The sequence below is a fragment of the Janthinobacterium lividum genome, assembly GCF_011601275.1.
Taxonomy (GTDB): Bacteria; Pseudomonadota; Gammaproteobacteria; order Burkholderiales; family Burkholderiaceae_D; genus Janthinobacterium; species Janthinobacterium lividum_E.
Genome location: NZ_JAAOLY010000001.1, coordinates 144917 through 158292 on the forward strand (window position 1 = coordinate 144917; position 13376 = coordinate 158292).

The 13376-nt window shown below is 57.8% G+C and carries 10 protein-coding genes and 4 tRNA genes; all 14 read right to left on the reverse strand.

Going from position 1 to position 13376, the window contains the following annotated elements; translation table 11 throughout:
* Positions 1-13: 13 nt before the first annotated feature.
* Positions 14-4120: a DNA-directed RNA polymerase subunit beta gene (rpoB, locus tag GYK42_RS00660; RefSeq protein WP_034753137.1), complete on the reverse strand. Its 4107-nt coding sequence runs from the start codon at positions 4118-4120 to the stop codon at positions 14-16.
* A 244-nt stretch (positions 4121-4364) separates the two neighbouring features.
* Positions 4365-4736: a 50S ribosomal protein L7/L12 gene (rplL, locus tag GYK42_RS00665; protein WP_034753136.1), complete on the reverse strand. Its 372-nt coding sequence runs from the start codon at positions 4734-4736 to the stop codon at positions 4365-4367.
* 67 nt (positions 4737-4803) lie between these two features.
* Entirely contained in the window at positions 4804-5343 is a 540-nt protein-coding gene (gene rplJ, locus GYK42_RS00670; RefSeq protein ID WP_034753621.1) for a 50S ribosomal protein L10, read from the reverse strand.
* Between the two features lie 320 nt (positions 5344-5663).
* Entirely contained in the window at positions 5664-6359 is a 696-nt protein-coding gene (gene rplA / locus GYK42_RS00675) for a 50S ribosomal protein L1 (protein ID WP_034753134.1), read from the reverse strand.
* Positions 6359-6793, reverse strand: a complete 435-nt coding sequence (gene rplK / locus GYK42_RS00680; protein ID WP_034753131.1) for a 50S ribosomal protein L11 — start codon at positions 6791-6793, stop codon at positions 6359-6361. The genes rplA and rplK overlap by 1 nt, the downstream gene beginning before the upstream one ends.
* Positions 6794-6908: 115 nt before the next feature.
* Complete coding sequence (nusG, locus tag GYK42_RS00685; protein WP_034753130.1) at positions 6909-7535, reverse strand: transcription termination/antitermination protein NusG; 627 nt, start codon at positions 7533-7535, stop codon at positions 6909-6911.
* A complete protein-coding gene (secE, locus tag GYK42_RS00690) occupies positions 7535-7918 on the reverse strand; it encodes a preprotein translocase subunit SecE (RefSeq protein ID WP_010394308.1) in 384 nt (127 codons plus the stop codon). Before secE ends, nusG begins: the two co-directional genes overlap by 1 nt.
* A gap of 32 nt (positions 7919-7950) precedes the next feature.
* Positions 7951-8026: transfer RNA gene (locus GYK42_RS00695), tRNA-Trp, on the reverse strand.
* A 66-nt stretch (positions 8027-8092) separates the two neighbouring features.
* The gene (gene tuf, locus GYK42_RS00700) at positions 8093-9283 is read right to left on the reverse strand and encodes an elongation factor Tu (protein ID WP_034753125.1); all 1191 of its coding nucleotides are present in this window, start codon (positions 9281-9283) and stop codon (positions 8093-8095) included.
* An 88-nt stretch (positions 9284-9371) separates the two neighbouring features.
* Positions 9372-9446, reverse strand: a tRNA-Thr gene (locus GYK42_RS00705).
* Positions 9447-9489: 43 nt separating this feature from the next.
* Positions 9490-9563 (reverse strand) — tRNA-Gly (locus GYK42_RS00710).
* Positions 9564-9626: 63 nt separating this feature from the next.
* Positions 9627-9711 (reverse strand) — tRNA-Tyr (locus GYK42_RS00715).
* A 232-nt stretch (positions 9712-9943) separates the two neighbouring features.
* Positions 9944-11590, reverse strand: coding sequence for a tetratricopeptide repeat-containing response regulator (locus tag GYK42_RS00720; protein ID WP_166445948.1), 1647 nt, complete (start codon positions 11588-11590; stop codon positions 9944-9946).
* A gap of 133 nt (positions 11591-11723) precedes the next feature.
* Positions 11724-13319 (reverse strand): DUF3369 domain-containing protein, encoded by a 1596-nt coding sequence (locus tag GYK42_RS00725; RefSeq protein WP_166445949.1) that lies wholly within the window; start codon positions 13317-13319, stop codon positions 11724-11726.
* Positions 13320-13376: the final 57 nt, after the last annotated feature.

Sequence of the window (13376 nt, forward strand, 5' to 3'; positions counted from 1 at the left end):
ATAAGCCTGTCGTTTAGTTGCGTTCGAGGTCGATATCGATACCCAGCGAACGGATTTCCTTGACCAGCACGTTGAACGATTCCGGCATGCCGGCGTCGATCACGTGGTCGCCCTTGACGAGGTTCTCGTACACTTTGGTACGGCCATTCACGTCATCGGACTTGACGGTCAACATCTCTTGCAAGACATACGACGCGCCATACGCTTCCAGTGCCCAGACTTCCATCTCACCGAAACGCTGACCACCGAACTGGGCTTTACCGCCCAGTGGCTGTTGCGTCACCAGCGAGTAAGGACCGGTCGAACGCGCATGCATCTTGTCATCAACCAAGTGATGCAGTTTCAGCATGTGCATGACGCCGACAGTGACCTTGCGCTCGAACGCTTCACCGGTGCGACCGTCATACATGGTCACCTGGTTTTTCGAAGCGGTCATGCCCAGGTTCTTGGCGATGTCGTCCGGATACGCCAGGTCCAGCATGCGGCGGATCTCTTCTTCATTGGCGCCGTCGAACACTGGCGTTGCGAATGGAACACCTTTTTTCAGGTTTTCCGCCAGCTTCATGATCTCTTCGTCGTCGAAGTCGTTCAGATCTTCCGCACGGCCGTTGTCGTTGTAGATCGTCGTCAGGTACTTGCGCACTTGCTCGACCTTGGTTTGCGCCTTCAGCATTTCGCCGATGCGGATACCCAGACCCTTGGCAGCCCAGCCCAGGTGAGTCTCGAGAATCTGACCAACGTTCATCCGCGAAGGAACGCCCAGCGGGTTCAGCACAACGTCGGCTGGCGTGCCGTCGGCCATGTATGGCATGTCTTCCACAGGAACAATACGGGAAACCACACCCTTGTTACCGTGGCGACCTGCCATCTTGTCGCCCGACTGCAGGCGGCGTTTCACGGCCAGATATACCTTGACCATTTTTTGCACGCCCGGTTGCAGCTCATCGCCTTGCGTCAGTTTCTTGCGCTTCTCTTCGAAGGCCAGATCGAACTGGTGACGCTTCTCGTTGATCGATTCCTTGATCGCTTCGAGCGCTACCGCTGCATCGTCGTCCGCAGGGCGGATGTCGAACCAGTGGTATTTATCCAGATCGGCCAGGTAGTCCTTGGTGATCTTGGCGCCTTTGGCCAGCTTTTTAGGGCCGCCGTTGACAACTTTGCCGATCAGCATTTTTTCCAGACGCTGGAAGGCATCGCCTTCAACGATACGCATCTGGTCGTTCAAATCCAGACGGAAGCGTTTCAGTTCGTCATCGATAATTTGCTGGGCACGCTTGTCGCGCACGATGCCTTCACGGGTGAAGACTTGTACGTCGATCACGGTACCGATCATGCCCGAAGGCACGCGCAGCGACGTATCTTTCACGTCCGAGGCTTTTTCGCCGAAAATCGCGCGCAGCAGCTTCTCTTCCGGGGTCAGCTGGGTTTCGCCTTTAGGCGTCACTTTACCAACCAGGGTGTCGCCGGCTTGTACTTCAGCGCCGATGTAGACGATACCGGACTCATCCAGACGTGCCAGCTGATTTTCAGCCAGGTTCGAGATGTCGCGCGTAATTTCTTCCGCGCCCAGTTTCGTGTCACGGGCCACCACCGACAACTCTTCGATGTGAATCGAAGTGTAGCGGTCGTCCTTGACGACGTTTTCCGAGATCAGGATCGAATCTTCGAAGTTCAGACCATTCCATGGCATGAAGGCCACGGTCATGTTCTGGCCCAGCGCCAATTCACCCAGGTCGGTCGATGCGCCGTCGGCGATCACGTCGCGCTTGGCAACACGGTCGCCCACTTGCACGATAGGACGCTGGTTGATGTTGGTGTTCTGGTTCGAACGGGTGTACTTGATCAGGTTGTAGATGTCGACGCCCACTTCACCAGCGGTCGCTTCGTCATCGTTGACGCGAATCACGACACGGCCCGCATCGATGTAATCGACGATACCGCCACGCAGCGCTTGCACGGTGGTGCCCGAGTCGACCGCAACGGTGCGTTCGATACCCGTACCGACCAGCGCTTTTTCCGGACGCAAGCAAGGCACAGCCTGGCGTTGCATGTTGGCGCCCATCAATGCACGGTTCGCATCATCGTGTTCGAGGAACGGAATCAGCGAGGCAGCGACGGAAACGATCTGGCCTGGGGCAACGTCCATGTACTGGATGCGCTCCGGGGAGACCAGGATGGTTTCGCCAGCTTCACGGGCCGAGACCAGTTCATCGGACAGCATGCCGGCGTCGTTGATGGTCGCATTCGCCTGAGCGATGATGTAGCGGCCTTCTTCGATGGCGGACAGGTAGTCGATCTGATCGGTAATCTTGGAGCCTTCGACCTTGCGGTACGGGGTTTCCAGGAAGCCGTATTCATTCAGGCGGGCATACAACGCCAGCGAGTTGATCAGACCAATGTTCGGACCTTCCGGTGTCTCGATCGGGCAGACGCGGCCGTAGTGGGTCGGATGCACGTCGCGCACTTCAAAGCCGGCGCGTTCGCGTGTCAGACCGCCGGGTCCCAGAGCCGATACGCGGCGCTTGTGGGTAATTTCCGACAGAGGATTGGTTTGGTCCATAAACTGCGACAGCTGGGACGAACCGAAGAACTCGCGAATCGCGGCCGAAATCGGCTTCGAGTTGATCAGGTCGTGCGGCATCAGGTTGTCCGCTTCGGCTTGGCCGAGGCGTTCCTTGACGGCGCGCTCAACACGCACCAGGCCGGCGCGGAATTGATTCTCGGCCAGTTCGCCCACGCAACGTACGCGACGGTTACCCAGGTGATCGATATCGTCGACTTCGCCACGGCCATTGCGCAGTTCCACGAGGATCTTAATCACGGCCAGCACGTCTTCGTTCGACAGGGTCATGGCGCCGGTCAGTTCATCGCGGCCAATGCGGCGGTTGAACTTCATGCGGCCCACGGCCGACAGGTCGTAGCGGTCCGAGTTGTAGAACAGGCCATTGAACAGCGCTTCAACGGAGTCTTCCGTTGGCGGTTCGCCTGGACGCATCATGCGGTAGATCGCCACTTTCGCGGCCATCTGGTCGGCGGTATCGTCGATACGCAGGGTTTGCGAGATGTAGGCGCCCTGGTCCAGGTCGTTCGTGTACAAGGTCTGGATTTCGGAAATGTTGGCATCGCGCAAGCGGCCCAACAGATCTTCGGTCAGCTCATCGTTCGCGGAAGCGACGACTTCACCGGTGTCGCCATCGACGATGTTCTTCGCCAATACGCGGCCCAGCAGGTAGTCTTCCGGTACGGAAATGTGCTTGATGCCGGCAGCTTCGATATCACGCACGTGTTTCGCGTTGATACGCTTGTCTTTCAGCACCAGGGTCTTGCCCGACTTGTCGACGATGTCGAAACGCGCCACTTCGCCGCGCAGACGTTCGGCAACAAATTCCATTTCCGCGCCTTCGGAGCGCAGGTTGAAATTGTCGAAGACAAAGAAATTGGCCAGGATTTGCTCATGCGACATGCCGATGGCTTTGAGCAGGATCGTTACTGGCATCTTGCGGCGGCGGTCGACGCGGAAGAACAGGATGTCTTTCGGGTCGAACTCGAAGTCCAGCCACGAACCGCGGTAAGGAATGATACGCGCGGAGAACAGCAGTTTACCGGACGAGTGGGTCTTGCCGCGGTCATGCTCGAAGAACACGCCAGGCGAACGGTGCAGCTGGGAAACGATAACCCGCTCCGTGCCGTTGATCACGAACGAACCGGTGGTCGTCATGAGCGGCAATTCGCCCATGTAGACTTCCTGTTCCTTCATCTCTTTGACGACGGGCTTGGTTGGCGATTCCTTGTCCAGGATCACCAGACGCACTTTCGCGCGCAGCGGCGACGCGAACGTCAGGCCACGTTGTTGACATTCTTTGACGTCAAAGGCAGGATCGCCCAGAACGTACGACAAGAATTCGAGACGCGCAAAACCATTGTGCGACACGATAGGGAAAATCGAAGTGAAAGCCGACTGCAGGCCATCATTCTTGCGGCCGGACGGTGCTATGTCCTCTTGCAAGAAGCTATGATAAGACTCGAGCTGGGTCGCCAGCAGGAACGGAACGTGGTGAACGTTGGCGCGCTTCGCGAATGATTTGCGAATGCGTTTCTTCTCAGTAAATGAGTAGTGCATGGACACTCCGTGAGTGACAGAAAGGATAGAAAATTCAGGTTTTGCAAGTGTTCGTTTGCACCGCTGCGTGTGACACAGACGAAACCTCAAGGCTCTGCTTTCCGGCTTGAATCGAATAAAAACTGCTGCTACAACTACATGACAAATACGATGCAGACGACAAAGGAGCCAAAGTCGGATTTCCCCCCTTGCGAGGGGAAACCTCAGACTTTGACTCGGGCGCTAACTGCCGCCGGTACAGATATTACTTGATCGAAGCGGTTGCGCCGGCTTCTACCAGTTTCTTCTGTGCTGCTTCAGCGTCAGCTTTCGACACTGCTTCTTTCACAGTTTTTGGTGCGCCATCGACCAGGTCTTTAGCTTCTTTCAAGCCCAGGCCGGTGATTTCGCGAACTGCTTTAATAACGCCAACTTTGTTTGCGCCGAAGGTGTCAAGGATGACGTTGAATTCGGTTTGTTCTTCAGCAGCTGCTGCTGGGCCTGCTGCAGGACCGGCCGAAGCCATTGCTGCTGCGGACACGCCGAATTTTTCTTCGAATGCTTTAACCAGGTCGTTCAGGTCCATTACGGACATGGCGCTAACTGCTTCCAGGATATCGTCTTTGCTAATTGCCATTTTGAAACTCCTAAATTTATTACGTTAGTTACATCAGATTGGTACTGAGAGAAAAAAGCGCGCGCAATTAAGCGGCTGCTGGGGCTTCTTCTGCTGCTGCTTCTGCAGGAGCTTCGGCGCCTTCGCCTTTTTTCGCTGCCAGGGCAGCCAGACCACGTGCAAAGCCCGAAACCGGAGCCAGCATAACGCCCAACAACTGCGAAATGAGGACTTCACGGCTAGGAATGCTCGCCAACGCGGTGACAGCAGCTGTATCCAGCGGCTTGCCTGCGTAGTTACCTGCTTTGATGACCAGTTTGTCGTTGGTTTTAGCGAAGTCAGCGATGACTTTAGCTGCTGCAACGGCATCGGCCGAGATCGAGTAGATCAACGGGCCGGTCATGGCATCTGCCAGGCTGGCGAATGCGGTACCTTCAACGGAGCGACGAGCCAGAGTGTTTTTCAACACACGCAGGTACACGCCTTGGGCACGCGCTTTAGCACGCAGTTGCGTCAAGTGACCAACCTGGATGCCACGATATTCGGCCACGACGATCGTTTGCGCATTTGCTACTTGTGCGGAAACTTCGGCGACGACGGCCTTTTTGTCATTCAGATTGAGACTCACGGTCAACCTCCTTAAATGATGTTCGGCAATCACAACCGAGTGGTTGAGCGCCTTGCATCGGTTCGAACACGGCGTCCGAAGTCAAGAAGTACTAAACTGAGCGGATGGATTCACGCAGCATGAGGACTACAAAACTTGTTCGGGTACACCATCTGCGTTGGGCACTTGCCGTTGCCGGCAAGCCTATTAACCTTCTGCATGTGCGATCACAGTCGGCCCAACGGTCTTTGATTGTCTGCCTGCCTGGTGCGAACACCGGGCAGACAGCCCAAAGATGCGCCCGCAGCGCCCGAAGGCGCTACAGGACTTGATTCTGTTACTTAAGCTGCCAGGCTAGCCTGGTCAACACGGACGCCAGCGCCCATGGTCGACGACAGCGAAACTTTGCGCAGGTACACGCCTTTGCTCGATGCTGGCTTGGCTTTGTTCAGTGCGTCGATCAGTGCGACCAGATTCGATTTCAGATCTGCGTCAGCGAACGATTTACGGCCGATGGTAGCGTGGATGATACCGGATTTGTCGGTACGGTACTGAACTTGACCGGCTTTCGCGTTTTTCACGGCGGTAGCAACGTCAGGAGTAACAGTGCCAACCTTCGGGTTAGGCATCATGCCGCGTGGGCCCAGGATCTGACCCAGGGTACCAACGATACGCATGGTATCTGGCGAAGCGATAACGATGTCGAAAGGCATGTCGCCGGCTTTGATCTGCTCGGCCAGGTCTTCCATACCAACGATGTCGGCGCCAGCTGCTTTGGCAGCTTCCGCCTTTTCGCCCGACGCGAATACTGCAACGCGTACGGTTTTGCCGGTACCAGCTGGCAGCACGACGGAGCCGCGCACCACTTGGTCGGATTTCTTAGGATCAACACCCAGTTGTACCGATACGTCGATCGATTCATTGAACTTGGCCGTTGCACACTCTTTGATCAGAGCGACAGCGTTGTCGAAAGCGTACACTTTGGTACGGTCGACTTTGGCTTTCAAAGCCTTGATACGTTTGGATAACTTAGCCATTATACAACACCTTCCACCGTGATACCAATCGAACGAGCGGAACCAGCGATGGTGCGTACAGCAGCATCCATGTCGGCAGCGGTCAGATCAGGGGTTTTCAATTTAGCGATTTCTTCAGCTTGTGCGCGGGTCAGCGTACCGACTTTGTCGGTATGTGGCTTCGGCGAACCTTTGGTGATCGCAGCAGCTTTTTTGATCAGGTAGGTTGCTGGAGGCGTCTTCATCACGAAGGTGAAGGACTTGTCAGCGAACGCGGTGATCACGACTGGAATCGGCATGCCTGGCTCCAGACCTTGGGTCTGTGCATTGAAGGCCTTGCAGAATTCCATGATGTTCAGACCACGTTGACCCAGAGCTGGACCGATTGGTGGGGATGGGTTTGCTTTACCAGCTGGCACTTGCAGCTTGATAAAACCAATGATTTTCTTTGCCATGATGGCTCCTATCTTGGATTGAGTAGTAGCGCCCCGCCGATCCTACCCTGGCGGGGCTCCTCTGACCGGATTTCACTGAGACTGCCGTGACGCTCCTGGTGGCGCTTGATAATACTTAAACTTTTTCGACCTGGCCGAATTCGAGTTCCACCGGGGTAGCGCGGCCGAAAATGGTGACCGAGACGCGCACTTTGGATTTCTCGTAGTTGACTTCTTCGACATTGCCGTTGAAGTCGGTGAACGGACCATCCTTGATGCGGACTTGCTCGCCCACTTCGTACAAGGTTTTTGGACGGGGCTTTTCAACACCTTCCTGCATCTGCTTCATGATGCCGTCGATTTCGCGCGCGGAGATCGGCGTCGGCTTATTCGACTTGCCACCAATGAAACCGGTAACCTTGCTGGTGTTCTTGACCAAGTGCCAGCTCTCGTCCGTCATTTCCATTTCAACCAGCACATAGCCAGGATAGAAACGACGTTCGGTGACGGACTTCACACCATTTTTAACTTCAACAACTTCTTCGATCGGCACCAGGATCTGGCCGAACTGGTCTTGCATGCCCGCGCGCTCGATGCGCTCGGTCAGTGCGCGCATGACGCTTTTTTCCATGCCGGAATAAGCATGCACGACATACCAGCGCTTGCTGCTTACTGGCACGCTCAGCGCTGCACCAGTGTCCGCTACCGGAGCGTCGCCCGGAACGGACTCGTCCGCCGCTTCATCATGCACATTTTCGCTCATTATTTTTTCCAACCAAGAATTACGTCATACAACAAAAACTCGAGCAATTTATCCGTACCCCACAGGAAAATCGCCATGACCAGCACAAAGGCAAACACGATCGCAGTAATCTGCGTGGCTTCTTTGCGGGTAGGCCAAACGACTTTCTTGGTTTCGCGCACAGCTTCTTTGGCGAAATTGAGAAATTCACGGCCGGTCGTCGAGACATACAAGAGCGCAACAGCAATAACCAAACCAGCCACAAGCGCGCTTGCACGCACCAGAGCTGGTTGGCCTGCCAGGTAATAAAACCCGACTACTCCTGCAATCGCAGCTACTATTGCCAGCGCGACTTTTATCTTGTCACTCGACGTGCTAACGGTTTGCACGGATTGATTTGACATTTTTCTACTTTCGGTGCCCTGCACCTTGACGGTGGCAGGGACGGAGGGCATCGAACCCCCAACCTTCGGTTTTGGAGACCGACGCTCTGCCAATTGAGCTACGTCCCTACGTAAAACTTTCGAGGAGTGCTATTCTACCACCCAGGACGCCCCGGGTGGAAGCATAACATTTCCTTATGCGAGGATTTTTGCAACCACGCCGGCGCCGACGGTACGGCCGCCTTCACGGATAGCGAAGCGCAGACCTTCTTCCATCGCGATCGGGTTGATCAGCTTGACGGTGATCGACACGTTATCGCCTGGCATGACCATTTCTTTGTCTGCTGGCAACTCGATCGAACCGGTCACGTCCGTCGTACGGAAGTAGAACTGTGGACGATAGTTGTTGAAGAATGGCGTATGACGGCCGCCTTCGTCTTTCGACAGAACATAGATCTCGCCGGTGAAGTGGGCGTGCGGCTTGATCGAGCCTGGCTTTGCCAGAACTTGACCACGTTGCACGTCTTCACGCTTGGTGCCGCGCAGCAGCAGACCAACGTTGTCGCCAGCTTGACCTTGGTCCAGCAGTTTGCGGAACATTTCCACGCCGGTGCAAGTCGTTTTGACGGTATCGGTGATACCGACGATTTCGATCTCTTCGCCGACTTTAACAATGCCGCGCTCGATACGACCGGTCACAACGGTACCGCGACCCGAGATCGAGAACACGTCTTCTACTGGCATCAGGAAAGCACCGTCAACAGCGCGCTCTGGCGTTGGGATGTAAGCATCCAGCGCATCGGCCAGACGCAGAACCGCGTCAACACCCATTTCGCCTTCTTTGCCTTCCAGCGCCATACGTGCCGAACCCTTGATGATTGGCAGGTCGTCGCCTGGGAATTCGTACTTCGACAACAGCTCGCGCACTTCCATTTCAACCAGTTCCAGCAGCTCTGCGTCGTCGACCAGGTCGCACTTGTTCAGGAACACGATGATGTATGGAACGCCAACTTGGCGGGCCAGCAGGATGTGTTCGCGGGTCTGTGGCATTGGGCCGTCAGCTGCGGAGCACACCAGGATCGCGCCGTCCATCTGGGCTGCACCGGTAATCATGTTTTTGATGTAATCGGCGTGGCCTGGGCAGTCAACGTGCGCGTAGTGACGCGTTTCCGTTTCGTACTCGACGTGAGCGGTGTTGATCGTGATACCGCGCGCTTTTTCTTCTGGTGCCGCATCGATCTGGTCGTATGCTTTAGCTTCGCCGCCGAATTTCTTCGACAGAACCGTTGCGATTGCAGCGGTCAGCGTGGTTTTACCGTGGTCGACGTGGCCGATGGTGCCGACGTTGACGTGCGGCTTGGTCCGTTCGAATTTACCTTTTGCCATTTTGAACTCCTAATGATTTGATTAGATTGCTCAGGCACACGCCCGACGGTCTGGTTTGAATTGCTTCTGTGCTGCCTGCTGCGAATTCTGGTGCCCTTGACGTGGATCGAACACGTGGCCTCTCCCTTACCAAGGGAGTGCTCTACCACTGAGCTACAAGGGCTGTAATTTGTTGCATGCGATGCATCAAGCATCTGAACGGAAACTGGAGCGGGTGAAGGGAATCGAACCCTCGTCGTAAGCTTGGAAGGCTTCTGCTCTACCATTGAGCTACACCCGCGAGGTATCGTTCACTTTATCTTCACTTGCTTTTTGCTACTACCCAGTTTTCCTTGCAAAAACTTGGTGGAGGGGGCTGGATTCGAACCAGCGTACTCATAGAGAACAGATTTACAGTCTGTCGCCTTTAACCACTCGGCCACCCCTCCGCGGGAACCGCAGAGTATGAAGCATCTACTCACAACTGTCAACCTTATTTACTGATGCCTGACTGCTGCATTTGCGTATAAAGAAGAAGTTGGCTGCTTCGGGGCGTGATTATAAGCTCCCGATTTGAGAATGTGCAAGGGTTGGCGCGAAAAAGTCGACTTTTTTCGCATTTTTTTTACCACCCCTGCCCGCAAGCCGCATTTTTCCGTCATTCGCCCCGCATTTTCCTGTTTACCTGGCGTCAGGCGGATGCATCCAGGAGTTGCCCAGGGGCTTATATTTACGCAACAACTGCTGATGCAGGCCCGACAGCACGGGCAATTTGGGGTTGCGCGGGTCCAAACGGCGCACGCCGGCGATAAATGTCAGCGCCTGCTGCCCCATGCGCTCATCCCAGCCCTCGTGCTCCAGGCATTTCAGCACGGCCACGGCCGCATTGAAGACCACTTGCGGATTGTCGGGCAGACGCGTGACGGCTTCGCCCATCAGGTCGACGGCGCCGCGGAAATCTCCCTCTCCCGCCCGGGCCGCGCCGGCCGCCACCATGTCAGCCACTTCCTGGCGGCTTTGCCGCGCCAGCGCCTTGGCCAATTCCTCGCGCCCCGCCTGTTCGAACACGGCCATGGCGCGCGTCATGGCGGCGCTGTCGGGCGCGTTGCGCATGACTTCGCGCATCACCTCGGCCGCGCCATCCTCGCGCCCATGCGCCAGGCAGTGGCGCGCCAGTTCCGTTTTCAGCATGTTCGAGCCGCCCACGCTGTGGCGGTTGGCGGCCAGCGCTGCGTCCAGCGATTGCTGCAAACGCTCTTCGTTGCCCGTATGCGCATGCAGCATGGCGCTGCACAGGGCGCTGCACAGTTCCGCATTCTTTTGCCCGCCCATCGACTTGTCGAGGTCGCGGATCACGGCGCCCGCCTGCAGCGGGTCGCCCTTGCGCACCAGGGTCTGCACGAGGCGCACATGGTCTTCCGGATCGCGGAATTCCGAATACTTGGCCTTGCTGACCACCAGCTTGAGGGATTTTTCCGCCATGTCGATATCGTCGGCCGCCAGGGCCGCCTCGCCCAGGCGGCGCAAGCGGCGCACGGCGTGCGGCGACAGCGCCACCGCTTCGCTCAGGGCAGCCTGCGCCAGTTCCGGCTTGCCCTGCGCCAGGTGCGTGCGCGCCAGCCAGTCATAGGCGTCGAGAAAACGCTTGTTGTTTTCCAGCAGCCCTTCCAGCATGCCCTGCGCCGCTTCGTATTCGCCCAGCAGGAACTGCGTCTTGGCCTGCCCCAGGCGCGCCCAGCCGATGGACTTGCTCTCGTACAGGGCCGCGTAGATCGGTTCGGCGTCGGTTGCCTCGCCCAGCAGCAGATGCAGTTCCGCGCGCAGGCGCAGGAAATCCGTGGCGTAGCGGGGATACAGGCTGGCGCCCTCGGCGCAGGCGGCAATCGCCGCGCGCTCGTTGCCCACGTCGATCAATTCATACACGGGCACGAAGGCGTTGCGCTTGTCCAGCGCGCGGCCGATGCGCTCGAGCATGTTGTCAGCAGTGAATGGTTTGAGAATGTAATCGGTGGGCAACAGTTCGACGGCGCTGACCACCTTGGCAAAGCTGCCTTCGCCCGTGACCATGAAGAACATGGTCGATGCGTGCATCAACTTGTGGTGGCGCAAGTCTTCCAGCATCTGCTGGCCATCCTGCCCGCCGTCGAGGTCGTATTCGCACAGGATCAGATCATACGATTTGCTGCCCAGCATGCGGATCGCCTGGCCCGAGCTGGCCGCGTCGTCGATCTTCGCCAGGCCGCACAGGTTGAGCATATTGTGCAGGCTGGCGCGCATGCCCGGATGCGGCTCGATGATCAGTGCGCTGAGGCCCTTGAGTTCTTTCATGTCGTGATGTCCGAAAACTCCGCGGCGCGCCACACTGGTGCGTGGCGCCGGCCAGCATGAGGCTGCCGAGTATATGACGGCGCCGCGCGCAAGGGAATGGCGGCGAGCCGAAAAACGCCAACGAAGTTGCAACTCAAGCGGTGGCGCGCTCCGGATGCCACAGTTGCGGTTCGTTGTCGATCAGGTCCAGCAGCGCCGTCACCACTTCCGGATCGAACTGGCTGCCGCTGCGCTGCGCGATGTATTCGCGCACCTGCGGATATGGCCACGGCTCCTTGTAGGGCCGCTCGTGCAGCAAGGCATCGAAGACGTCGACCACGGCAACGATGCGCGCGGCCACGGGAATGTCGCGCCCCTTCAGGCCATTCGGGTAGCCGGCGCCATCGAAGTGTTCATGGTGGCCGCCGGCGATCTGCGCGCCATAGGTCAGGTAGCTGACGCCGTCAACCATGTTGGCGGCCCGCTCGAGGATGGTGCGCCCGACGCTGGCGTGCAGCTGCATCTGCGCCCGTTCCTCGTCCGTATGCCGGCCCGGTTTGAGCAGCACGGCGTCCGGCGTGGCCACCTTGCCCACGTCGTGCAGGATGCTGGCCAGGCCGATCATGTCGAGCAGCTGCGGGCTGAGCTCGTCGGCATACACGCCGCGCTGCTGCATGCGCTGGGCGATGGCGTCGGACAAGAGCTGCACGCGCCGCACGTGGCCGCCCGTATCGCTGTCGCGGAACTCGGCCAGGTCGGCCAGCGCCACGACGGTCGCTTCCTGCGCCTTGCGCAGCTGGCCGAACATGTACAGATTGTCGAAGGCGGCGGCGATGCGCTGGCAAAACACTTCCAGCAGATCGCGCTGGATCTGCGCCAGCGGCCACGGCGGCGTGACGGAGATGGCCAGTTCGCGGTTGCCTTCCGTGTGGATGAACAGCACATTGGCGGGATGTTCGAACTGGCTGCGCTTTTCCGCGAACGCCTTGTCGATGGTGGGCGTGAGGGCATGATCTGCCGGCATGGCTTCGGACTCGGCCAGCATGGCATACGTGCCCGTGGCCGCCACCACTTCGGGCCGCCCGGCGCCGCCCTGCATCAGGCACAGCACGCCGTCGGCGCCCACGTCGAGGATGGCGCTGACCTGGTTCAGCACGCCGGAAGCGAATTCGCGCAGCGAATGGATCTGGTACAGGTTGGTGGCGCCGGCGAGGATCTTGCCCAGGCCGATGCGGCTGCGCTCGAGCATCATCAGGCTCTCATAGGCGCGCAGGGCCGAAATGACGGTGGTAAACAGCTTTTGCGTCGTCAGTTCCGTCTTGGCCTTGTAATCGTTGATGTCGTATTCGATGATGACGCGCTGCTCGGGCGCCTGGCCCGGCTGGCCCGTGCGCAGCACGACGCGGACGATGGAGTTGTTCAGGTCGGCGCGGATGCGCTTGGCGAGGATCAGGCCCGCGTCATCCGTTTCCATCACCACGTCGAGCAGCACCAGCGCGATATCGGGTGTGTCGCGCAGGATCTCGTACCCTTCGCGGCCGCTGTAGGCGGAAAACAGTTCCAGTTCACGGCCCTTGAAACTGACATTGCGCAGCGCCAGCCGCGTGACGGCATGCACATCGACGTCGTCATCGACGATCAGCACACGCCACAGGCGCTGGTCGGGCGCGGCCAGCCCGGAGGGACTGGCCACCGGCTCATCTTCGTCGAGCAGCCAGTTATCATCTGCATCGGCTTTGAGGTCGGTCATGAATACTCCTAAGGGATAAGTTCGATGTGAACGCTGCGTTGACGCATATCAAGCATA